A 23509-nucleotide genomic window follows, 5' to 3' on the forward strand; every position below is an offset into this window, starting at 1 on the left:
TGTGTTCGCTGATCGGCCACTTGCCCGTTGGCGGCCTTGGTCGCGGCCAAGGCCAGCCATAGAATATGGAACTACGTTCCACTAATTAAGGAATTGCCCAATGCCTGCCGAAAGCACCACCCAACACAGCCTCGATTGCGACCTGCTGGTCGTAGGTTCGGGCGCCGCCGGCCTGGCCGCCGCGGTGACCGCCGCTCACCACGGCCAGAAGGTGGTGCTGGTGGAAAAGGCGCCGGTGTTCGGCGGCGCCACCGCCTGGTCCGGCGGCTGGATGTGGGTGCCGCGCAACCCGCTGGCCCGTCGCGCCGGCATCCATGAGGACATCGAGCAGCCGCGCACCTACCTGCGCAACGAACTCGGCGAGCACTTCCGCCCCGAACTGGTGGACGCCTTCCTTCAGGCTTGCCCGGACATGGTCGACTTCTTCGAGCGGCACACCGCGCTGCAGTTCGTCGACGGCAATGGAATTCCCGACATGCACGGCGACACACCTGGCGCCGCCACCGGCGGCCACCAGGTGATCGCCGCACCCTACGACGGCCGCGAGGTGCTGGACCTGCTGCCGCGCCTGCGCAAGACCATGCGCGAGACTTCCTTCTTGGGCATGCCGATCATGGCCGGGGCGGATCTCGCCGCCTTCCTCGCCATGACCCGCTCCCCGCGCGCCTTTGTCCATGTCACCCGGCGCTTCACCAGTCACCTTTACCACCTGGCCCGCTATGGCCGCGCCATGCACCTGGTAAACGGCGTAGCGCTGGTGGCGCGGCTCGCCAGGTCCGCCACCGACCTCGGGGTGACGCTGATGGAGTCCACGCCGGCCCGCCGCCTGCTCCGCGAAGACGGCGCCGTGCGCGGGGCGGTGGTGGTGCGTGATGGCCAGGAACTGGAGATCCACGCCAAGGCGGTGGTGCTGGCCGCCGGCGGCTTTCCCAACGACCCGGCACGGCGCAAGGCGATGTTCCCCCGCGATGCCAGCGGCTACGACAACCTCGCCCTGCCCCCGCATGCCTGCTCCGGTGACGGCCTGCGCCTGGGCGAGTCCGCCGGCGGTGCGGTGGCCGACGACCTGCGCTCGCCAGTGGCCTGGGCGCCGGTGTCCAGGGTGCCCTACCCCGACGGCAGCTTCGGGCACTTCCCGCACATCATCGACCGCGGCAAGCCCGGCATCATCGGCGTACTGAAGAACGGACGGCGCTTCGTCAACGAGGCCGGCGGCTACTACGACTATGTCGACGCCATGCTCAAGGCCGTACCCGAAGCCGAGGAAGCCTGCTCCTGGCTGGTCTGTGACCATCGTTTTCAGCGCCGCTATGGCCTGGGTTTTGCCCGTCCGTCCCCGATCCCCCTCTGGCCGCACCTGCGCAATGGCTACCTGAAGCGGGGCAATAGCCTGGCGGAACTGGCCGAAGCCTGCGGCATCGACCCGGCGGGCCTCACCACCACGGTGGAGGAATTCAATCACCATGCCCGACACGGCGAGGACCCGGCGTTCGGCCGCGGCAGCACGCCCTTCAACCGCCGCAGCGGCGACGCGCTGCACAGCGGTCCCAACCCCTGCGTCGCGCCCATCGAGCATGGCCCCTTCTACGCCGTCAAAGTACAGCCGGGCTGCTTCGGCACCTTCGCCGGCCTGCGCACCGATGGCAACGCCCGGGTGCTGGATGGCCAGGGCCAGCCGATTCCCGGGCTCTATGCGGCAGGCACCGATATGGCCAGCGTATTGGGTGGGCACTACCCGTCCGGCGGTATCAACCTCGGTCCGGCGATGACCTTCGGCTACATCGCCGGCAAGCATGCGGCGGAACGTGACCTGTGATGAGCCGCCTTTTGTAGGAGCGATTTCAATCGCGAAAGCAGGCCGAAAGTCTGCCCTATCTGCCGATGGGGCCGCTTCGCGGTCAATCGCGAATGAATTCGCCCCCACAGGATGGTGTTCCCCCGAAGCCACCCAACAATTTCAACCCATAAAAAACGCCGCCCGGATGCGTGGTCCGGGCGGCGTTCTGTCTTGCGGTGGATCAGCCTTGCAGCGATTCCACCCCAAGCTCGTCCCACACGGCCTCGGCCAGGTGGAATGTGGCGTTGGCCGCCGGGATGCCGCAGTAGATCGCGCTCTGCATGATCACTTCCTTGATCTCGTCGCGACTCACGCCGTTGTTCTTCGCGGCGCGCAGGTGCAGCTTCAGCTCGCCCTCGCGGTTCATGCCGATGAGCATGGCGATGGTGATCAGGCTGCGGGTGTGGCGCGGCAGGCCCGGGCGGGTCCAGATGTCACCCCAGGCATGGCGGGTGATCATTTCCTGGAACTCTTCATTGAACGGCGTCAGGTTCTGCAGGCTGCGGTCCACATGGGCATCGCCCAGCACAGCACGGCGCACCTGCATGCCGGCTTGGTAACGTTCTTTCTCGTCCATCTCAGACTCCGGGTCGAGACTCGGTGCGCACGGCGCACCCTACATCGCGGTAGGGTGCGCCGTGCGCACCAGCGGGTTTACTGGGTCAGGAAATCCAGCACGCGGCGGCTGAAGGCATCACCGGCCTGCACGTTGGACAGGTGCGCGGCGTGGAACTCCACCAGCTCGGCGCCAGCGATGCGCTCCTGCATGAAGCGGCCGTGCGAGGGGGTGGTCACCGGGTCGCCGCTGCCGCAGACGATCAGTGTGGGCGCACGAACGGCGCCCAACTGCTCGCGGTAGTCGGCGTCACGCACGGCGGCGCAGTTGGCCGCGTAACCCTCGGGCGAGGTCTGCGCCAGCATGCCGACGATGGGCTCGACCTGGGCCGGCTGGGCCTCGGCGAAATCCGGGGTGAACCAGCGGGAAATGGAGGCATCGCGCAGGTCGCGCATGGCCTGGGCACCGCCGGACAGCACGGTGTCGATACGCGGATTCCAGACCTCCGGGCTGCCGATCTTGGCGGCGGTATTGCACAGCACCAGGCGCTCGATGCGCTCGGGAGCGTTGATCGCCAGCCACTGGCCGATCAGGCCACCCATGGACAGGCCGCAGAAGCTCGCCTTCCGGATATCCAGGGCATCCAGCAGGGCCAGCACATCGCGACCCAGTTGCTCGATGCTGTAGGGGCCTTCGCTGACCAGGGACTGGCCGTGGCCGCGGGTGTCGTAGCGCAGCACCTGGAAGTGCCGGGTGAAGGCCGGGATCTGCGCATCCCACATGTGCAGGTCGGTGCCCAGGGAGTTGGACAGCACCAGCACCGGCGCATCGGCCGGGCCTTCGAGGAGGTAGTTCAGGTCGCCATCGGCGAGACGTACGGCAGGCATGGAAAACTCCTAGCGCGAGAAATGCTTGTGGTCGGCAATGGCGCGCTCTACCCAGCGGCGCGCCTGGCCAAGGTAATGGGCCGGGTCGAGCAGGCGATCCAGCTCGGCGGCGGAAAGTTGCGCGGTGACTTCGGCATGGCCGCCGAGCACCGTGCGCAGATGGGCGCCCTCCTTCACCGCCTGACGGCAGCATTGCTCCACCAGGTGGTGGGCGGCGTCGCGACCGATGCGCTGGGCCAGGGCGATACTCACCGCCTCGGCCAGCACCAGGCCCTGAGTCAAGTCGAGGTTGCGGCGCATGCGCGCGGCGTCCACTTCCAGGCCCGGCACCAGCAACAGCGCCTGTTGCAGGGCGCCGGAGACGAGGCAGCAGAGCTCCGGCAGGGTCTCCCATTCGGCGTGCCACAGGCCGAGGCTGCGCTCGTGCTCCTGGGGCATGGCGGCGAACATGGTGGAAACCAGACCCGGCGCGCGGGTGGCGGCGCCGATCAGCACCGCGGCACTTACCGGGTTGCGCTTGTGCGGCATGGTGGAGGAACCGCCCTTGCCCGGCGCGGAGGGTTCGAAGACTTCGCCGGCCTCGGTCTGCATCAGCAGGCTCAGGTCACGGCCGAGCTTGCCCAGGCTGCCGGCGATCAAGCCCAGCAGGCTGGCGAATTCCACCAGACGGTCGCGCTGGGTGTGCCAGGGCTGGTCGGGCAGGTCCAGGTCCAGTTCGCGGGCCAGGGCTTCGGCCACCGGCCAGGCCTGGCTACCGAGAGCAGCCAGGCTGCCAGAGGCGCCGCCGAACTGCAGGCAGAACAGGCGCGGCTTCAGCTCGGCCAGGCGCTGGCGATGACGGGTGACGGCGCCCAGTACCCCGGCCAGCTTCATGCCGAGGGTGACCGGCGTGGCCTGCTGCAGCCAGGTGCGCCCGGCCAGCGGCGTGTCGGCATGACGTTCGGCCTGTACAGCGAGGGCATCAGCCAGGGTCGCGAGGTCGCGCTCCAGCAGCGTGCTGGCGTTGCGCAGTTGCAGCACCAGGCCGCTGTCCATGGCGTCCTGGCTGGTAGCGCCCAGGTGCACGTAGCGCTCGGCTTCCGGACTTTGGGCAGCGATACGCTTGCCCAGGGCCTTCACCAACGGAATGGCGGAGTTGCCGGCCGTGGTGATGGCCAGGGCCAGCGCGGAATAGTCGTAGAGATCGGCCTTGCAGGCGGCCTCGATGGGGGCCACGGCTTCAGCGGGGATCAGCCCCACGCTCGCCTCGGCGCGCGCCAGGGCGGCCTCGAAGTCCAGCATGCCCTGCACACGGCCCTGGTCGGAGAAGACCGCGCGCATGGCGGGCGCCGTGAAGTAGGCATCGAAGAGTTGGTTGCTCGGGCTGTTCAAGCCAGTGCTCCGGAATTCGGGATGGTGTTTCGTTGTATAGCAGCTGGCCGTTCGGGGCCAGCCTTACAGCAGCGGAACGACTTATGCGTAGGGTGGGCTTCAGCCCACCACACGGAACAACCGCGTGGGCTGAAGCCCACCCTACGGGACGAGTCTTCGATCAGACCTTCTCGATGGCCAGGGCAAGACCTTGGCCCACGCCCACGCACATGGTCGCCAGGCCCAGCTTGCCGCCGGATTTCTCCAGCTGGTGCAGTGCGGTCTGGACCAGGCGCGCGCCGCTGGCACCCAGCGGGTGGCCGAGGGCGATGGCGCCGCCGTTGGGATTGACCTTGTCGCTGTCGTCGGCGATGCCGAGCTCGCGCATCACGGCCAGGCCCTGGGCGGCGAAGGCTTCGTTCAGTTCGATGACGTCGAAGTCGCCGATGGCCAGGTTCAGGCGCTCCATCAGCTTGCGTACCGCCGGCACCGGACCGATGCCCATGACGCGCGGGGCGACGCCGGCGCTGGCCATGCCGAGCACTTTCGCACGCGGGGTCAGGCCGTGCTTCTTCACCGCGTCGGCGGAGGCCAGGATCAGCGCCACCGCGCCGTCATTGACGCCCGAGGCGTTGCCAGCGGTGACGGTCTTGCCTTCACCGTTGACCGGCTTGAGCTTGGCCAGGGCTTCGAGGGTGGTGTCAGGGCGCAGGTGCTCGTCCTGGTCCACCACGGTCTCGCTCTTCTTGCCCTTGATCACCACCGGGACGATTTCCTCGGCGAAGAAACCTTCAGCCTGGGCGCGGCCGGCGCGCTGCTGACTGCGCAGGGCGAACAGGTCCTGGTCCGCGCGGGAAACCTGGTAGTCGTCGGCGACGTTGTCCGCGGTTTGCGGCATGGCGTCGACGCCGTACTGGGCCTTCATCAGCGGGTTGATGAAACGCCAGCCGATGGTGGTGTCTTCGATCTTCTGGCTGCGGCCAAAAGCGCTGTCCGCCTTGCCCATCACATAGGGCGCGCGGGACATGGACTCCACACCGCCGGCGACGGCCAGCTCCATCTCACCCGAGGCGATGGCGCGGAAGGCGCTGCCCACCGCGTCCATGCCGGAGGCGCAGAGGCGGTTCAGGGTCACACCGGGGATGCTGTCGGGCAGGCCGGCCAGCAGCAGCGCCATGCGCGCCACGTTGCGGTTGTCCTCACCGGCCTGGTTGGCGCAGCCGAGGAAGACCTCATCCAGCTCGTCCCATTTGACCTGGGGATTGCGCTCCACCAGAGCCTTGATCGGGATGGCGGCCAGATCGTCGGCGCGCACCGGCGCCAGGCCGCCGCCGAAGCGGCCGATGGGCGTACGGATGGCGTCGCAGATATAGACCTCGCGGCTCATTCCTCACCCCCTTGCTGGCCGTGGGCGGCGGCGGTGCGGGCTTCCAGGGCGCGCAACGCGGTCAGCTCCTCGTCGTTCGGCGCCACGGTTTCCTTGAGCTCGGCGGCGAAGCGGATCGGCCAGCCGGTGGCGGCCACCACCTGCTCGCGAGTCACGCCCGGGTGCAGCGAGGTGACGATGAATTCGTTGGTGCCGGCTTCCGGCTCCATGATGCAGAGGTCGGTGATGATGCCGACCGGCCCCTTGCCGGGCAGGCCAAGCTGCTGGCGGTGGTCGCCGCCCTCGCCATGGCCCACCGAAGTGATGAAGGCCAGCTTGTCGACGAAGGTGCGGTGGGACTGCTTGAGGATGATCAGCACTTCCTTGGCGGAACCTGCGATTTCCGGGGCACCGCCAGCACCCGGCAGGCGCACTTTCGGGCTGTTGTAGTCACCGATCACAGTGGTATTGATGTTGCCGAAGCGGTCCACCTGGGCGGCGCCGAGGAAGCCGACGTCAATGCGCCCGCCCTGCAGCCAGTAGCGGAAGATCTCGCCGGTGGGCACCACGGTGTCGGCGGTTTCCGCCAGTTCGCCGTCGCCGATGGACAGCGGCAGCACGCTGGGCTTGGCGCCGATGGGGCCGGATTCATAAATCAGCACCACGTCCGGGGACGAGGTCAGGCGCGCCAGGTTGGCGGCCTTGGACGGCAGGCCGATGCCGACGAAGCAGACGGCGCCGTTCTTCAGGCGGCGGGCAGCCGCCACGGTCATCATTTCATTTGTGGTGTAGGCGCTCATCACTTGGCCTCCGCAATCTTGGCTTTGAACTCTGCAAAATCCTTGGTGCCACGGATGTACTCGTCGATCCAGGCAGTGAAGGTTTCGCGGTCGCGGGCGATCGGGTCCCAGGCCTGGTAGAAGCGGTTGTCGCGCTCGTAGTAGCCGTGGGCGTAGGACGGATGGGCGCCACCGGGCACGTGGCAGACGGCGGTCAGGGCCCAGGTGGGCAGGACGCAGGCGTTCATCGGCGCGTTCAGGTCGTCGACGATCTCTTCCACGGTGACGATGCAGCGCTTGGCCGCCAGGGCCGCTTCCTTCTGCACGCCGAGGATGCCCCAAAGCAGCACGTTGCCCTTGCGGTCGGCCTTCTGTGCGTGGATCACGGTGACGTCCGGGCGCACCGAGGGCACCGCCGCCAGTTGCTCGCCGGTGAAGGGGCACTGGATGAACTTGATGTTCGGGTTGACCTTCGGCAGGTCGGAGCCGGCATAGGCGCGCAGCACGGCGAACGGCAGGCCGGAGGCGCCGGCGACGTAGGAGTTGGCCAGGTCGGCATGGCTGTGCTCGTCGATTTCCAGGGCGTTCGGCCACTGCTTCTCCACCGCGTCACGCAGGCGGTGCAGCGAGCCCACGCCGGGGTTGCCACCCCAGGAGAAAGTCAGCTTGCGCGCGCAGCCGGCACCGATCAGCAGGTCGTAGACCAGATCGGGGGTCATGCGCACCAGGTGCAGGTCTTTCTTGCCCTGGCGGATGATCTCGTGGGACGCGGCAGTGGGAATCAGGTGGGTGAAGCCCTCGAGGGCTACTTTGTCGCCGTCGTTGATGAAACGTTCGACGGCTTCGCGGAGGGAAATGATTTCAGCCATGGTCGATCTCGTGTTGTTATCCAGGGCGTTGGGAGCGCCGGGTGAGGAAAAAGTACCCCTGCCCCACCCTCGAAACAATCCGATAATCGACTATTCGTGCGGTTATCGAACACATGCGTACGAAGCTAACGACTGCACCTGAGGTGCTTCGGCTGTAGGGGCGAATTCATTCGCCAAGGGCGGCGCAGCTGCCCCCTCTGGCCTGAACAGGGCAGACCTGCGGCCTGCTTGGCGATTGAAATCGCCCCTACAGGTAAAGCAGGCCGTGCCCATGCCGGGCAACGGCGCTCGAAATCAGAACAGCGTCCAGGTGTAGGACAGGATCAAGCGGTTCTCGTCGATGTCGGTGCGGTAGTTGGAGCGCGCGGTGACGTTGCGCACGCGCACGCCGAGGCCCTTCAAGGCGCCGCTCTGGACGGCGTAGCTGACATCCAGGTCGCGCTCCCAGTCCTTGCCCTCGAAGCCCTGGCCGGTATCCACGTTGTCGCCGGTGATGTAGCGGGTGCCGGCCACCAGGCCGGGGACGCCCAGGGCGGCGAAGTCGTAGTCGTAGCGCAGCTGCCAGGAACGCTCGTCGGCGAAGGCGAACTCGTAGGTGGGTACCTCGTTGCCCAGCGGGCTGACGTTGGCGAACACCCGCGGGAAGGAGCTGTCGCCGTAGAGGGCCTGGTAACCGACAAAGAAGGTATGGCCGCCGCGTTTGGCCGAGAGCAGCGAGTAGAAGGCCTGGTTGTCGATCGCGCCGATCAGCTTCTTGCCGTCCTCGCTGGAGTCGAAGTAGCCGATAGTGGCGCCCAGCACCCAGTTGCCCACCGGTTCGCTGTGCTTGAGGCCGAAGAAGCGCTGGTCGTAGATGTCCTCCAGTTGGGCGTACCAGGCGCTCAGGGTGGTGCGGTTGGCGTTGAAGGCATAGTCGCCGCCGGCGTAGTTGAAGGCATCGCTGGAGGCCTGGCGCTGCGGCAGGTGGCCGAGCATGGCCTGGATCCTGTCGTCGCCGGCCTCGTTGCGCAGGCTGGTGCTGTTCAGGTGACCGGCCTGCAGCGTAAGGCCGGCGATTTCGCTGGAGGTGAGGCTGGCGCCCTGGTAGCTGGGCGGCAGCAGGCGGATATCGCTGAACACCAGCACCGGCAGGTTGGGCTGAAGCTCGCCCACTTTCAGCTCGGTCTTCGACAGCCGCATCTTCCCGGCCACCCCGAGGCGGCTGTAGTCATCCGCCGCCCGGCCATCCTCCTGCACCGGAAGCAGGCCGGTGTTGACCCGGTCGGGGCTGCTGTCCAGCTTGATGCCCAGGGTACCGATGGCGTCCAGGCCGAAGCCCACCGGGCCTGGCGTGTAGCCGGACTTGAAGTTGAGGATGAAGCCCTGGGCCCACTCTTCGGCCTTGGACTGCTTGTTCGGGCCGACGATACCGGAGAAGTCGCGGCTGAAGTAGTAATTGCGCGCCTGCAGGGTGGCGGTGGAGTCGGCGATGAAGCCCGACTCGGCGGCCTGGGCCAGGCCGGCGCCCACGCCGGCGGAAAGCAGTACACACAGCTTGCTCGTATTGTTGGTCATGACGTCACTCTTGTTTTTATTGGGACAAGACTCCCCCGCGGGCCCTCTGACGGGGCTCGGCACGCAAGCGGGAGAAAGGATGGCGCCGGCCGCGAACAGCTCTCGCGGCTGGCCCGGCGCCGGGTTCAGTCAGGGATTGGGTTCCAGCACTTCCTCCTGTTCCGAAGTTGCCTTGGGCGCACGGCGCGCGGTCAGCAGCAGATGGGCGACGATGCCGAAGATCAGCCCCCAGAACGCCGCCGAGAGCCCGAGGAAGGACATGCCCGACGCGGTGACCAGGAAGGTGATCAGCGCCGCCTCCCGGTCCTCGGGCACCGCCATGGAACCGGCCAGGGCACCGGCGATGGCGCCGAACAGCGCCAGCCCCGCCAGCGCGGCGATCAACTCCTTGGGCAACGCGGTGAAGATCGACACCAGGGTGGCGCCGAAGATACCCAGCAGCAGGTAGAACACCCCGCCCACCACGCCGGAGACGTAGCGCTTGGCCGGGTCCTCATGGGCCTCGCGGCCGGTGCAGATGGCCGCAGTGATGGCCGCCAGGGTCAGGCCATGGCAACCGAAGGGCGCCAGCAGCAGGCTGCCCAGGCCGCTGGCGGAGATGATCGGGCTTGCCGGCGTCGGGTAGCCGGCATTGCGCAGCACTGCCACGCCGGGTACGAACTGCCCGGTCAGGGCGACCATCACCAACGGCAGGGCGATGTTGAACAGGCCATGCCAGGTGAACGACGGCGTCACCCATTCTGGGGTGGCGAAGCCGATCACCAGGGCCGAGGCGTTGAGCTGCCCGCTACCGGCTGCGATGGCGCAGCCCACCAGCAACACGGCCATCACCGCGTAGCGCGGCGCCAGGCGCCGCACCAGCAGGTAGGTGATGAACATGGCCATCACCATCACCGGCTGGTCCTTGAGGGAGGTGAACAGCCGGGTGCCGAAGCTGAACAGGATGCCCGCCAGCATGGCCGCCGAGATCGCCGCCGGCAGCTTGCCGACGATGCGGTCGAAGGCGCCGGACAGGCCAACCAGCAGGATGATGGTGTTAGCCATCACGTAGGCCCCCACCGCCTCGCCGGCGCTGATGCCCGGCAGCATGGACACCAGCAGTGCCGAGCCCGGCGCCGACCAGGCGATGATCACCGGAACCCGGTAGCGCAGGCTGAGGACGATCCCTAGCACGCCACTGCCGATGGAGATCGCCCAGACCCAGGAGGACAGCAGCTCGGCCGGCATGCCGCCGCTCTCCGCCGCCTGGAACACGATCACCAGGGGGCCGGCGTAGGAAATCATGGTGGCGATGAAGCCCGCCACCACGGCGGACAATGAACAGTCCTTGAACAAGGTGCGCATGCTGCCTCCAGGCCAGTGTCGCGATCGGGATCAGCCCTGTTCGGCAGTCGCCAGCGGCGCAGCCTTGGGCTGCCGCTGGTGAACGAAGCACATGGCCAGGGCGGCGATGGCGCCCGGGATGGCGAAGGCCATGAAGTTCAGCTGCAGCGGCAGGTTGATGCCCAGCAGTGCGCCGCCCAGCAGCGGGCCGACGATAGCACCGTTGCGGCCGATGCCCGACGCCCAGCCCAGGCCCGTGGAACGGAACGCCAGGCCATACAACTGCGCGGCGGTAGCATAGAGCAGGATCTGCGTGCCGATGGTGGTGGCGCCGGCGATGGCGATCAGCAGGTAGAGCACCGGGGTCGGGCTCTTGAAGCCGAGCAGGCTGATGGACAGCGCGGCGACGATGAAAAAGGCCACCACCACCCTGGGCAGGTTGAAGCGGTCGCCCAGCCAGCCACCGGCGATGGCGCCGAACATGCCGCCGAAGTTCAGGGCCAGCAGGAAGGACAGACTGGAGCCCAGGCTGTAGCCGGCGTTGGCCATCAGCTTCGGCAGCCAGGAACTCAGCGCATAGACCATTAGCAGGCAGCAGAAGAAGGCCACCCAGATCATCACGGTGCGCAGGCCGCGGCCTTCGCGGAACAGTTCCAGCACTGGGGCGCCCTGCACCTTCACCTCGTTCAGCACCAGCTCGTCCTTGTCGCCGATGGTGGCTTGCGGGTCGACGCGCTTGAGGATGGCGCGGGCCTGCTCGGTACGGCCCTGGCGCAGCAGGAAACCGACAGATTCCGGCAGGTGCCAGAGGATCAGCGGCAGCAGCAGGAGCGGCAGCAGCGCGGCGAAGAACATGGCTTCCCAGCCGAAACGCGGCAGCATGTAGATGCCGACGCCGGCCGAGAGCATGCCGCCCAGGGAATAGCCGCTGAACATGATGGCGACCAGGGTGCTACGCAGTTTCTTCGGCGCGTATTCGTTCATCAGCGCTACCACGTTCGGCATCAGGCCGCCGATGCCGAGACCGGCCATGAAGCGACAGATACCGAACTCGGTGGGTGAACTGGCGAAGCCATTGAGGACGGTGAAACCGGAGAAGAGCACGAAGCAGGTGGCGATGCCCTTCTTGCGACCGATCTTGTCGGCGAGGGAGCCGAAGGTCAGCGCGCCGAACATCATGCCGAACAGCGCGTAGCTGCCCAGGGCGCCGGCTTCCAGAGGAGTCAGGCCCCACTCTTTCATCAGCACGGGCAGGACCACGCCGTAGATGAACAGGTCGTAGCCGTCGAAGATGAGCAGGAGCGCGCACCAGCACATCACCATCCAGTGGAAGGGGGTGAAGCGCGCATTGTCGATGATCTCGTGTACGTCGAGTTTTCGCATGGCATCAGTCTCTTGTTTTTGTTGTGTAGAAACCGCTGGGACGGGCGCGTGACGGTGCCCGGCCGTTGGATCATTTGCCGCCGTAACTTCGTAGTTCCAGTAGGATGGGTGGAGCCCGGCGATACCCATCGCCGCGGACTTGATGGGTATCGCTCCGCTCCACCCATCCTACGGACCGTTTTTGCTGGTCAACCGAGGTCACCTCCGCCCACCGGCAGGGTCACGCCGGTGATGTAGGAGGCTTCGTCGGAAGCCAGGAAGAGGATGGCGCCGGCCTGTTCGTCGATGGTGCCGTAGCGCTTCATCAGGCTGCTGTCGACCGTCTGGTCAACGATCTGCTGGTACCAGACTTTTTCCTGTTCGCTCTGCTGCGCCGTGTTGCGCGGGATGCGTCGTGGCGGCGCCTCGGTGCCGCCCGGCGCGGTGGCGTTGACGCGGATCCCGCGCTCGGCGTTCTCGAAGGCCAGGCAGGCGGTCAGGGCATTCACCCCACCCTTGGCGGCGCCGTAGGGCACGCGGTTCACCCCACGGGTGGCGATGGACGAGACGTTGACGATGGCGCCTGCGCCCTGCTCCAGCATGTAGGGCAGCGCGGCATGGCAGCACCAGAGGGTGGGGAACAGCGAGCGACGCACTTCGGCCTCGATCTCATGCTCCTGGTAATGCTCGTAGGGCTTGGCCCAGATGGTCCCGCCCACGTTGTTGATCAGGATGTCCAGCCGGCCGAAGCGTTCCACCGCGGCGGCGGCTACGCGGTGGCACTCGGCGAAGCTTTCGAGGTCGGCGGTCAGTGCCAGCAATTCAACGCCGGCGCCCAGCTCATCCTGAAGTTCGAAGACCAGCTCTGAGCGGTCGACGGCAACCACCCGCGCCCCCTCCTCCGCCAGACGCTCGACCACCCGGCGGCCGATACCCTGGGCCGCGCCGGTGACCAGCGCGACCTTGTCCTGGAATCTCTTGTTCATGGCAGCCCCTTGAAATGGCTCTGCAATCCGTAGGTTGGGCCGAGCTACGCGAGGCCCAACGCAACTCGTGAGTCGTTGGGCTTCGCTGCGCTCAGCGCCAACCTACATCGACATGTCGCTCAGGCCGCGCTGGCGGCGAACTTCTCGTAGTAGAAGTTCGCCGGCGCGATGCCCTGGTCACGGATGAACTGGTTCACCGACTCCACCATGGGCGGCGGGCCGCACAGGTAGACATCCACGTCACCTTCGTTGAGGTGCTTCGGCTCGATGTGGTGGGTCACGTAGCCCTTCTGCGGGTAGCTGCTCTCAGGGCTGGACACGCAAGCGCTGTAGGTGAAGTTGGGGATACGCGCGACGAAGGCCTCCAGCTTGTCCATCTCCACCAGGTCATGGTCGTGGGTCACGCCGTAGATCAGGTGCAGCGGGTGCTCGCTGCCCTCTTGCGCAATCTTCTCCAGCATCGCGGTGAAGGGCGCCAGGCCCGTGCCGCCGGCCAGCAGCAGCAAGGGGCGACGGATATCGCGCAGGTAGAAGCTGCCCAATGGGCCGGCCAGGCTCATGCTGTCGCCGGCCTTGGCCAGACCGGTGAGGAAGCTGCTCATCAGGCCGCCCGGCACGTTGCGGATCAGGAAGCTGACTTCGCCGTCCTTCTGCAGGGAGCTGAAGGAGTAGGCGCGGGTCTGCTCGCTGCCCGGCACCTTGAGGTTGACGTACTGGCCCGGCAGGAAGGCCAGCTTGGAAAGCGACTCGCCCTTGATCGACAGCGAGATGGTGCTGTCGGACAGCTGGCGGACTTCGCTGATGGCAGCTTCGTAGCTGGCCTGCTGGGTCTTGCAGACGTCGGAGGATGCCGGCACCCGCACCACGCAGTCGCTCTCGGCGCGCATCTGGCAGGTGAGCACATAGCCCTGGACGGCCTCTTCCTCGCTCAGCGCATCCTCGATGTAGTCCTGGCCCATGTCGTAGCGGCCGGCCTCGGCGAAGCACTTGCAGGTGCCACAGGCGCCGTCGCGGCAGTCCAGCGGGATGTTGATGCCCTGGCGATAGGCCGCATCGGCCACGGTTTCGCTGGGGTTGGCGTCGATGAAACGGGTGACGCCGTCTTCGAAAGTCAGTGCGATCTTGTGGGACATGGCGCTCACCCTAGATGTGGTAGATGTCGATGACTTGACGCACGTAGTCATTTTTCAGGACCACCTTCTTCGCCTTGATCAGCGGGCTCTCGCCGCGCACGTCGAGGGTGTAGAAGCTGGTGCCGAAGTAGCTGTCCACCGTCTTGTAGCGGAAGCTCAGGGTGTGCCAGTTGAAGCGCACCTTGCACTGTCCATCCGCCACTTCGAGGAGCTCGATGTTGCTGATGTTGTGGGAGGTGCGGGTGTCCGGCATGGTCGCGCTGGAGCGGTCGGTCTTGATGCGGAATACGCGGTCTTCCAGGCCGCCACGGTTGCCGTACCAGATCAGCGAGATTTCGGTCTGCGGATCTTCGGTCAGCTCGTCGCGGTCGTCCCAGGACGGCATCCAGAAACTGGCGTCTGAGGCATAGAGCTCCAGCCAGCTGTCCCAGTCCTTGTCATCCAGGTAGCGCGCTTCGCGGTAGAGGAAATCGCGCACGGCCTCAAAAGTGATGCTCATTGCACGGCCTCCACGGGGATCAGTTGCTGCTCGGCCGCAGCGGCCTTGAGCATGGTTTCCTGCCAGTACTTGTGCTGCAGCACGAACAGGCCTTCGTCTTCGGTGCGCACACCGGAGAGCAGCGGGTGCAGGTCGATCTCCCGGGCGGCGTCGTCGGCGCCTTCGACCCAGTGCTCGGCACCGCGGGACATGTCGTTCCAGCCACGGCTGCCCTGGTAGCCCAACTGGCAGGAGCGGAACTCCTCCAGGTCGTCCGGGGTAGCCATGCCGCTGACGTTGAAGAAGTCCTCGTACTGGCGGATGCGCTTGGCGCGGGCATCGGCGCTCTCGCCCTTGGGCGCGATGCAGTAGATGGTGATTTCGGTCTGGTTGACCGAGATCGGCCGGGCGATGCGGATCTGCGAGCTGAACTGGTCCATCAGGTAGACGTTCGGGTACAGGCAGAGGTTGCGCGAGTTCTCGATCATCCAGTCGGCGCGGGCCTGGCCGAAGTCCTGGGCCAGTTCGTCACGGCGCTCGTAGAGCGGACGATCTTCCGGGTTGGCCCAACGGGTCCAGAGCAGCAGGTGGCCGTGGTCGAAGGAGTAGAAACCACCGCCGTTCTTGGCCCAGGCGCCAGCGCTCATGGTCTTGATCTCTTCACCCGCCTCGCGCTGCTTGCGCTGGTTCTGGGTGGCGGCATAGTTCCAGTGCACGGAGCTCACGTGGTAGCCGTCGGCGCCGTTCTCGGCGGTCAACTTCCAGTTGCCTTCGTAGATGTAGCTGGAGGAACCGCGCAGCACTTCCAGGCCCTCGGGGGACTGGTCGACGATCATGTCGATGATCTTCGCGGACTCGCCCAGGTGCTCGACCAGGGGCTTCACGTCGGGGTTCAGGCTGCCGAAGAGGAAGCCGCGATAGGACTCGAAACGGGCGACCTTGGTCAGGTCGTGGGAACCTTCGCAATTGAAGCTGGACGGGTAGCCGGCCTCGGCCGGGTCCTTGACCTTCAGCAGCTTGCCGGAGTTGTTGAAGGTCCAGCCGTGGAAGGGGCAGGTATAGGAGGAACGGTTGCCGCTCTTGTGACGGCACAGCTGCGCGCCACGGTGGCTGCAGGCATTGAGGAAGGCATTGAGCACACCGTCCTTGTTGCGCGCGATGAAGACCGGCTGGCGCCCCATGTTGAGGGTGAGGTAGTCGTTCTTCTCGGGAATCTGGCTCTCGTGGGCGAGATAGATCCAGTTGCCTTCGAAGATGTGCTTCATCTCCAGTTCGAACAGACGCGGGTCGGTGAACATCTCCCGCTTGCAGCGGTAGATGCCCTTCTCCTTGTCTTCATCAAGCAGCGAATTCAGAAAGTCGAATCCCAGGGACATGGCCAGGGCCTCCGTTGTTATTGTTCAGGCCAGGTCAGGTTAGGGATGCGGCGGGAACGGCAATATCCGCTTTTTGCAGATCGCTATCCGTTTTGTGCAGGGTGGTGAAAGCTGTAACAAATCACTGGAAGCGGAGAACACTTGTAGGGGCGAATTCATTCGCCAGGGGCGGCGCAGCTGCCCCCTGCAATCTCCCAGGGCAGACCTGCGGTCTGCTTGGCGAATGAATTCGCCCCTACAGAAAGGCATTCACCCCGGGGAGGGATGACCCGATCAGAGCCCCCGCCGCTTCAAGGTATCCGATGGCAGTTCGCCGAACTGGGCCTTGTAGCTCTCGGAGAAGCGCCCCAGGTGGAGGAAGCCATAGTCCAGGGCCAGCTCGGTGACGTTGCGCACGTTGCAGCTGGGGTCGGCCAGGCAGGCGCGGATGCGCTCCAGCTTCTTCTGGCGGATGTAGTGCTTGGGCGTGGTGCCCAGGTGGCGCTCGAACAGTGCATAGAGGGAACGCAGGCTCATGCTGGCCTGGCGAGCCAGGAATTCGCTGCTGATGTCCTGCTTCAGGTTGTGCTCGATGTAGGCGAGGATCCGGTCGAAGGATGCCTCCTGACAGCCCAGGCTCTCACGGCTGACATTGGTCTTCATGAGGGTGAGCATCTTGCTCGCGACGATCTGCGCGTAGTGCTCCTGCACCCGCAGCAGCGGATCGCTGGCCTCGGCCTCCTGGCAGACCATGGCCAGCAGGTTGACGAAGCCCTCCAGCTCGGCGAGCTGGTAGTTGTTCTGCAGGAAACGCACACCAGCGCCCGGACGGTGCCAGCGCTGCTCGTCGCAGATGGAGTCGAGCAGCGTGGTGGGCATTTTCAGGATGAACTTCTCGCAGTCGTCCGAGTAGGTCAGGTCCACCGGGTCGTCGGGGTTGATCAGCAGCAGTTCGCCTGGCGCCAGGTAGTGCTCCTGCTTGTGGCCGCGCCACAGGCAATGGCCGCTGAGGAGTATCTGCAGGTGGTAGATGGTTTCCAGTGCCGGCGAGGTGACCCGGACGGCGCCGCCATAGCTGATGCGGCAGAGGTCGAGATTGGCGAACTTGCGATGGTTCAGGCTGGCCTCGGGGCGGCCGGCGGCAGGCAGACGGATGCAGTGCGACCCGACATGCTGGTTCACATATCCGGACACGGCGTAGGGGTCCGCACGCTCGAACACCCTACTGCGCTCACTCAGCAGGCGACTATCCATCAACAGGCACTCTCTAGTTGTTGTATGCCGCGGGCGTCAGGCCGGTTGGCAAGCGCCCGCGATCTTCATTCACGGGATTCTATGTGAGCCTATTCCTCGGTGCCTCGGGTGGAGATAAACGGTTACGAATCATTCACCCGGCGTCATGTCGCGTCGGCGTGACTGACCAGCCCCTTGATGATCACCGCCGTGGTGGCGATGGCGGCAGGCACCACCAGCGCCGTCAGCACTTGTTCGAAATTCCAGCCCAGGCCCAGCAGGGTCGCACCGATCCAGGCACCGAGGATGGCGCCGAAACGGCCGATGCCGAGCATCCAGGACACGCCGGTGGCGCGGCCCTGGGTCGGGTAGAAACGCGCCGCCAGGGACGGCATGGCCGATTGCGCGCCGTTGACGCACATACCAGCGGCCAGCACCAGCGTAGCCAACAGGGTCGTCTCGCCCAGGCTCTGGCCCACGCAGTAGGCAAAGACGCCGGCCAGCAGGTAGAAGACGCCGATCACCTTGTGCGGGTTGAAGCGATCCATGGCCCAGCCCACGCCCACAGCGCTGAGCACGCCACCGAACTGGAACAGCGCGCCGATGAAGGCGGCCTGCTCCATGCTCGCGCCGCTGTCGCGCATCAGCGTGGGCAGCCAGCTGGTGAGCAGGTAGACGATCACCAGGCCCATGAAATAGGTCAGCCAGAGCAGCAGGGTGCCGGCGCTGTAGGTCCCGGAGAAGATCACCTGGAACACGTTGCGGCTCTGCACGGTTTTCTGCTCCGGCACGCTGAAGCCGCTGGCCACGGCCACCTCGCCGGGGGCGATGGGCGCGAGCACCTTGCGCACCTTGTCCGCCCCCTTGTTGCGCACCACCAGGAAGCGCGCCGACTCCGGCAGCCAGAGCAGCAGCACCACGGCCAACGCCAGGGGCAACAGGCCACCGAGCAGCAGCAGGCTGTGCCAGCCGTAAGCCGGGATCATCTTTGCTGAAACGAAACCGCCGGAGGCCATGCCGAGGTTGAAGCCGCAGAACATGCTGGTCACCAGCAGCGACTTGAGGCGTTCCGGGGTGTACTCGGAAAGCAGAGTGGTGGCATTGGGCATGGCGGCGCCCAAGCCGAGGCCGGTCAGGAAGCGCAGCACCAGCAGTTGTTCGAGATTGGCGCTGAACGCCGATATCAGGCTGAACAGCCCGAACAGGAACACAGCGGTCACCAGTACGACCTTGCGGCCGAAACGGTCGGCCATCGGGCCGGAGCCCAGGGCGCCGAAGACCATGCCGATCAGCGCGGCACTCATCACCGGGCCGAGGCTGGCGCGGTCGATGCCCCAGTCCTGGGTCAGCGCCGGGGCGATGAAGCCCATGGCAGCGGTATCCAGGCCGTCGAGGAAGACGATGAGAAAACACAGCAGCACGATGCGCCATTGATAGGCCGATAGTCGCTGCGTGTTGATAAAGGATTGAACGTCGAGTGTGCCGGCGGACGGCACGTGGGCTGGGCTGGTCATGCAAGAATTCCTGCTAAGGGCCCTCCTCCGCATGTGGGCCGTTCTCTGCGGCCTCTGACGGGGAAGACTCGGACTGGACAGGAATGAGGGCGTGTCCGGCACTGCAGGCAGCAACCGGCTCGGGCTCTCATTGTTGTTATTGGCCGCGCTGGCTGGTGGCGCGGCTGTGCAGACCTTACGAAGGGGCGACAGGTAGTTCAATTCGATAATCGGCAAAGCGTTCGATAGTCGAACAATGTTTGGACGTGCGGTGCTCTACCCGGGGCTGGGTTCTTGTAGGGGCGAATTCATTCGCCAAGCAGGCCGAAGGGCTGCCCTGTGGCCGACCGGGGGACAGCTGCGCTGTCCTTGGCGAATGAATTCGCCCCTACAGAGAGATTCACCTCCACGACCATGGTTAGTGAAACAACCGCGTGCTCAGGTCCTTGCTTGCCTCCAGCAACGCCGGCAGGAAGCGGGTTTCCAGCTCCTGGCGGCTGACCCGGCCGACGTGGGTGCCGACGTTCAGCGCGGCCAGCACCTGGCCGGCGGAGTCGCGCACCGGCACGGCCACCGAGCGCAGGCCCATCTCCAGTTCCTGGTCGATGATCACCCAGCCCTGGCGACGGATCTCGTCGATGCTGGCGCGCAGGCCGTCGGGGGTGTGCACGGTGCGGCTGGTCTTCACTTGCAGGTCGGCATGCTCCAGGTAGTCGTCCAGGGCGGCATCATCCAGGGCCGCCAGGAGGATGCGCCCCATGGAGGTGCAATAGGCCGGCAGCCGGCTGCCGACGCTGAGGTCTACCGAAATCAGGCGGTTGGGCGTGGCCGAACGGGCGATGTAGAGGATCTCGTCGCCCTCCAGCGTGGCCATGGAGCAGGCTTCGTGGAGCTGGTCACTCAAGCGGTCGAGGATCGGCTGGGCGGTGACCGCCAGCGGCGTCGAGGACAGGTAGGCATGACCCAAGGTCAGCACCTTGGGCAGCAGCGAGTAGGTGCGGCCGTCGGTGGTGACATAGCCCAGTTTCATCAGGGTATGCAGGCAGCGGCGCACGGCGGCGCGGGGAATTTCGGTGCGGTGGCTGATCTGGGCGATGGTGAGGTGGCGCTTGCGCTCCTGGAACGCATGGATCACCGCCAGGCCCCGGGCCAGGGACGTCATGAAGTTGGGATCACCGGTAAAGGCTTCGATGCGCTTGGCCGGCGAGGCGATGATCGGCGGCGCCAGGGGCGGCAGGGGGGCACGCAGTTCTTCGGTCATTCTTGTTGTCCTTGGTGGATCGCGGTCAGGGCAAGCTCGGCCGATTATCGAACCAAAGTTCGATAATCGCAATTGACCCTGCCGTCCCCGGCTCGTACTTTTGCCCTCGCCAACCGGCGCCCCGGTTTGATCAGGTACCTCGGCGCCCGGCAACGGCTTCGCTCAAGAGGCGCAGCCGATCTCCCCGCCCCCCCGGCAGAAGCCACCACCCCGGCGCGCCATGTGGGGGCGAATTCATTCGCCAAGGGCAGCGCAGCTGCCCCTGCAAATCCGAAGGGCAGGCCTGCGGTCTGCTTAGCGATTGAAATCGCCCCCACAACTCCCAAGCCCTACAGCAGCTTGCAGACCTCGTCGAACTCCAGCCGCGGAGAACGCGGATGCAGCCTGGATGGGTCGCCATAGCCCAGGTTGCAGATGAAGTTGGTCTTCACATGGCTGTCCGGGAAGTGCTCCAGCTGGAAGGCATCGCCCTGGCCGTCGGCCGGGAAGAACTCATGGTCGACCAGCGCGTTGTCGAAGCCGGACATGGGCCCGCAGTCCAGTCCGAGCGCCCGTGCCGCGATCATGAAATAGGCGCCCTGCAGCGAGCTGTTGCGTCGCGCCGTGATGCTCGCCAGCTCCGGGGTATCGGCGAACCAGGCGCGGGCATCGGTATGCGGGTAGAGCTTGGGCAATTGATCGTAGAACTTCACGTCGTAGGCGATGATGGCCGTGACCGGCGCCGCCATGGTCTTGTCCACGTTGCCGGGCGCCAGCGCAGGCAGGAGCCGGCGCTTGGCCTCCTCCGTACGCAGGAAGAGGATGCGCGCCGGGCAGCAGTTGGCGCTGGTGGGGCCCCACTTCATCAGGTCGTAGAGCTGGCGCAGGGTATCGTCGCTGACCGGTTTTTCCAGCCAGGCACTGTAGGTACGTGCCTGACGGAACAGCAGGTCCATGCCTTCCTCGCTCAATCGTTTGCTCATCATCGCCTCCTCCTGCCAGGGTGGGTCGCACGGTCGTGCGGATGTCCCTTAGAGGATAGCCAGCGCGACAACTGCGCCGGGCGCTAGACCAGCAATCCGAGAAAGCCGCTGATGGTGACGAAGGCCAGTACGGTGCAGACCACCAGTGCCGCGGCACAGCGGCCTTCGAGCCCGTAGCGCTGGCCGAGGATGGGGTAGATGCTCATCATCGGCGCGCAGGCGAAGAGCACGCCGGCCACCCGCAGGACCGGGTCCACCGGTGGCAGCAATTGAAAGCTCAGCCATACCGCCAATGGATGCAGCAACAGCTTGCCGATACTGAGCTGCGCGACGTCCTTCACCAGCCCGCCGGCCTTGAGGCCATAAAGGCTGGCGCCTATGACGAAGAGCGCCACCGGTGCCGAAGCCGAGGCCAGCATCTCCACTACCCTGGCCGGCACCGCCGGCAGGCGAACCTCAAGCAGGGCCAGTGCGAGGCCTATGCTGATGGCGATGATCACCGGGTTGCGCAACAGGCGCATGAAGGTGTCCAGCAAGGCCGCGCGCAGGCTTCCTCCGTTCTGCCGGCCCAGTTCGGCGAGGGCCAGGGCCAGGGGAATCATCAGCAGGTTCTCCACCAACATCCCGAGGGCCAGGGCCACCGCCGCCGGGGAGCCCAGCACCATGGCCACTATCGGGTAGCCGATGAAGCCGCTGTTGGAGACCGACATGCCCAGGCCGCTCAGGGCGCTGCCACTGAGGCTGTCCTTGCGTACCAGGCGGGAGAACAGGAAACCGCCCCAGAACACCACCTGGGAACCGATGCCGTAGGCCAGCAGGTAGGTGGCGTCGAACACCTCGTCGAGGGGCTTTTCCAGCAACGCACGGATCACCAGTGCCGGCAGGGCGAAGGTGATGACGAACTTGCCGAGGCCGAGGACCTGTTCCGGGTTCACCAACCGCCCGCGCGCGGACAGGAAGCCAATGCCGATCAGGACGAAGATCGGCGCGGTAATACCAAGTATCTGGAGCATTCGGGGCTCTTCAGTGATCAGTCGCCATCGCCCGGCTGCACCGGCTGCAACTGCTGCAACCGACTGCGCGTACGGGAGAAGTCCATATGGGGTTTGCCCCGGCACAGGTCGTCCAGGCTGGCCTCGCTGGCCAGCAGCAGGCGGGTCCCGGCGTCGTAGGCGATGTCGATCAGGTTGACGAAGCGTTGTTGCACGTCGACGGCTTCTTCTCCCAGGCAAGGCACGCCGCTGATGGCCAACCGGCGGAAGCGCTGGCAGAGCCAGAGGAAGTCGGCACTGGAATGCGGCCGTCGGCACAACTCGTCGAAGTCCAGCCAGACGCACTCCCCCTCCATAGCCCGCAGGTTCAGGGGATGGTGGTTGACCGCCACCTCCACATCCCGGTCGGCGGCGGCGGTGAGGCCCAGCTGGCGTTCGATCCAGCCCGCAGCGAAGCCCGACTGCGGCCAGCAGTAGCGACCCCAGGCTTCCAGCTCGCCGCGACGCTGGCGGTAGTCCTCGCCGCCGTCCAGGTTCAGCACCTCGAAGCGCTTGTCGATGAGCGCGATGGCGGGCTTGAAGCGTTCGCGGTAGAGCGGGTTCGGGCAAAGGGCTTCAGGGGCGTAATTGGAGGTGCAGACCAGGCCTACGCCCTCCTCTACCAACACCTTGAGCAGGCGACCGAGCAGAACGGCGTCGCCGATATCGTGGACGTGGAATTCATCGAAGCAGAGCAGCCGCGTCTCTCCTGCCAGTGCCCTGGCGGCCAGGGCCAGCGGGTCCGGCTGGCCGGCCAAGGCCTGCATGCGTACCTGCAATTCCTGGAGGAAGGCGTGGAAGTGCACGCGACGCTTGGCGGACAACGGCGCGGCGGCGAAGAAGGCGTCCATGACGAAGCTCTTGCCGCGCCCTACCCCGCCCCAGAGATAGAGTCCGGCGGGTGTGCGGCGCAGCCAGGCTTTCCTGCCGGCCAGAAACGACTCCAGCCATTGCCCGAGGCGGGCAATGGCTGTGCGTTGCGCCGCGTCGGCCCGGTAGCCCCGAGCCTCCAGCAGCGCGTCGAAGTGCCTTTCGATGCGCTGGCCAACGGCTTCGGCCAGCGCATCGAATGCGGGTTCCCTTTCCTTAGAAGTCAAAGAACACCGTTTCCCCTTCTCCCTGGATGCGGATATCGAAGCGGTAGGCCAGTTGGCCGTCCACCTCGCAGCGGCGCGCCACCAGGGTTTCCCGGCGTTGCGGCTGCTCGATCAGGTTGAGCACCGGATCGACGGCGTTGGCCGCGCCCTCGTCATCGAAATAGATGCGGGTCTGCAGGTGGATGTTGATGCCACGGGCGAACAGCGACACGTTGATATGCGGCGCCATGGGCACGCCGGCGGCGTTCTTCACCACGCCCGGCTTGACCGTGCTGAGGGTCCATTCGCCGGCATCGAAGGTGGTGGCGGTACGGCCGAAGCAGTTGAAGGGCTTCTCCAGATCGAAGGCGCTGTCGTAGACGCCTTCGTGGTTGGCCTGCCAGAACTCCAGGAAGGAATCGCGCACCAGGTGGCCGTTGCCATCGTAGACGTTGCCCAGCAGCACGATGTGCTGGCCGGGGGCGTCGGCCTTGGCCATCTGGCTCCAGATTTCCTGGTCACGGGTCGGGTTGCCGGCGGCCGCCAGGGCCAGGCCGATATGGACGTAGGGGCCGGCGGTCTGCGAGGGAGTTTCCGGCAGCAGTTCGATAGACATGC

General features: G+C 65.9%; 21 protein-coding genes. 1 reads left to right on the forward strand and 20 read right to left on the reverse strand.

Translation table 11 applies throughout. The features are described from left to right. Positions 1–100 precede the first annotated feature (100 nt). The gene (locus ACFW0H_RS00795; RefSeq protein WP_422912002.1) at positions 101–1816 is read left to right on the forward strand and encodes an FAD-dependent oxidoreductase; all 1716 of its coding nucleotides are present in this window, start codon (positions 101–103) and stop codon (positions 1814–1816) included. Positions 1817–2018: 202 nt separating this feature from the next. Here ACFW0H_RS00795 and pcaC read toward each other — a convergent pair whose 3' ends face one another. The 20 genes from pcaC to pcaG form a co-directional block, all read right to left on the reverse strand. Beyond that, on the reverse strand, positions 2019–2414 hold the full coding sequence (pcaC, locus tag ACFW0H_RS00800) for a 4-carboxymuconolactone decarboxylase (RefSeq protein WP_422912003.1): 396 nt from the start codon (positions 2412–2414) through the stop codon (positions 2019–2021). A gap of 77 nt (positions 2415–2491) precedes the next feature. Beyond that, positions 2492–3280, reverse strand: coding sequence for a 3-oxoadipate enol-lactonase (pcaD, locus tag ACFW0H_RS00805; protein ID WP_422912004.1), 789 nt, complete (start codon positions 3278–3280; stop codon positions 2492–2494). A 9-nt stretch (positions 3281–3289) separates the two neighbouring features. Further along, positions 3290–4651, reverse strand: coding sequence for a 3-carboxy-cis,cis-muconate cycloisomerase (locus tag ACFW0H_RS00810; protein WP_422912005.1), 1362 nt, complete (start codon positions 4649–4651; stop codon positions 3290–3292). Positions 4652–4811: 160 nt separating this feature from the next. Next, a complete protein-coding gene (gene pcaF, locus ACFW0H_RS00815; protein WP_422912006.1) occupies positions 4812–6017 on the reverse strand; it encodes a 3-oxoadipyl-CoA thiolase in 1206 nt (401 codons plus the stop codon). Further along, entirely contained in the window at positions 6014–6796 is a 783-nt protein-coding gene (locus ACFW0H_RS00820) for a CoA-transferase subunit beta (RefSeq protein WP_422912007.1), read from the reverse strand. The genes pcaF and ACFW0H_RS00820 overlap by 4 nt, the downstream gene beginning before the upstream one ends. Beyond that, complete coding sequence (locus tag ACFW0H_RS00825) at positions 6796–7644, reverse strand: CoA transferase subunit A (RefSeq protein WP_422912008.1); 849 nt, start codon at positions 7642–7644, stop codon at positions 6796–6798. Before ACFW0H_RS00825 ends, ACFW0H_RS00820 begins: the two co-directional genes overlap by 1 nt. Before the next feature lie 294 nt (positions 7645–7938). Further along, positions 7939–9198: an OprD family porin gene (locus ACFW0H_RS00830; RefSeq protein WP_422912009.1), complete on the reverse strand. Its 1260-nt coding sequence runs from the start codon at positions 9196–9198 to the stop codon at positions 7939–7941. A gap of 129 nt (positions 9199–9327) precedes the next feature. Continuing rightward, positions 9328–10542: a benzoate/H(+) symporter BenE family transporter gene (locus ACFW0H_RS00835; protein ID WP_422912010.1), complete on the reverse strand. Its 1215-nt coding sequence runs from the start codon at positions 10540–10542 to the stop codon at positions 9328–9330. A 30-nt stretch (positions 10543–10572) separates the two neighbouring features. Beyond that, positions 10573–11904 (reverse strand): MFS transporter, encoded by a 1332-nt coding sequence (locus tag ACFW0H_RS00840; RefSeq protein WP_422912011.1) that lies wholly within the window; start codon positions 11902–11904, stop codon positions 10573–10575. 188 nt (positions 11905–12092) lie between these two features. After that, the gene (locus tag ACFW0H_RS00845; RefSeq protein WP_422912012.1) at positions 12093–12869 is read right to left on the reverse strand and encodes a 1,6-dihydroxycyclohexa-2,4-diene-1-carboxylate dehydrogenase; all 777 of its coding nucleotides are present in this window, start codon (positions 12867–12869) and stop codon (positions 12093–12095) included. A 119-nt stretch (positions 12870–12988) separates the two neighbouring features. Beyond that, on the reverse strand, positions 12989–14002 hold the full coding sequence (benC, locus tag ACFW0H_RS00850; protein ID WP_422912013.1) for a benzoate 1,2-dioxygenase electron transfer component BenC: 1014 nt from the start codon (positions 14000–14002) through the stop codon (positions 12989–12991). Between the two features lie 10 nt (positions 14003–14012). Continuing rightward, a complete protein-coding gene (gene benB, locus ACFW0H_RS00855; protein WP_422912014.1) occupies positions 14013–14501 on the reverse strand; it encodes a benzoate 1,2-dioxygenase small subunit in 489 nt (162 codons plus the stop codon). Continuing rightward, entirely contained in the window at positions 14498–15856 is a 1359-nt protein-coding gene (gene benA, locus ACFW0H_RS00860; protein ID WP_422912015.1) for a benzoate 1,2-dioxygenase large subunit, read from the reverse strand. The genes benB and benA overlap by 4 nt, the downstream gene beginning before the upstream one ends. Positions 15857–16129: 273 nt before the next feature. Beyond that, positions 16130–17092 carry an AraC family transcriptional regulator gene (locus ACFW0H_RS00865; protein ID WP_422912016.1) on the reverse strand — a complete coding sequence of 321 codons (963 nt, stop codon included), beginning with the start codon at positions 17090–17092 and terminating at the stop codon, positions 16130–16132. 140 nt (positions 17093–17232) lie between these two features. Then, positions 17233–18582 (reverse strand): MFS transporter, encoded by a 1350-nt coding sequence (locus ACFW0H_RS00870; RefSeq protein WP_422912017.1) that lies wholly within the window; start codon positions 18580–18582, stop codon positions 17233–17235. Between the two features lie 397 nt (positions 18583–18979). Next, complete coding sequence (locus ACFW0H_RS00875; protein WP_422912018.1) at positions 18980–19822, reverse strand: IclR family transcriptional regulator domain-containing protein; 843 nt, start codon at positions 19820–19822, stop codon at positions 18980–18982. A gap of 329 nt (positions 19823–20151) precedes the next feature. Next, positions 20152–20784, reverse strand: a complete 633-nt coding sequence (locus tag ACFW0H_RS00880) for a malonic semialdehyde reductase (protein WP_422912019.1) — start codon at positions 20782–20784, stop codon at positions 20152–20154. An 83-nt stretch (positions 20785–20867) separates the two neighbouring features. Further along, on the reverse strand, positions 20868–21797 hold the full coding sequence (locus ACFW0H_RS00885; protein ID WP_422912020.1) for an AEC family transporter: 930 nt from the start codon (positions 21795–21797) through the stop codon (positions 20868–20870). A 17-nt stretch (positions 21798–21814) separates the two neighbouring features. After that, complete coding sequence (gene zapE / locus ACFW0H_RS00890; RefSeq protein WP_422912021.1) at positions 21815–22912, reverse strand: cell division protein ZapE; 1098 nt, start codon at positions 22910–22912, stop codon at positions 21815–21817. Then, the gene (gene pcaG, locus ACFW0H_RS00895; protein WP_422912022.1) at positions 22902–23507 is read right to left on the reverse strand and encodes a protocatechuate 3,4-dioxygenase subunit alpha; all 606 of its coding nucleotides are present in this window, start codon (positions 23505–23507) and stop codon (positions 22902–22904) included. Before pcaG ends, zapE begins: the two co-directional genes overlap by 11 nt. Positions 23508–23509 lie beyond the last annotated feature (2 nt).

The sequence above is a fragment of the Metapseudomonas cellulosilytica genome, from assembly GCF_049334135.1.
GTDB lineage: Bacteria > Pseudomonadota > Gammaproteobacteria > Pseudomonadales > Pseudomonadaceae > Metapseudomonas.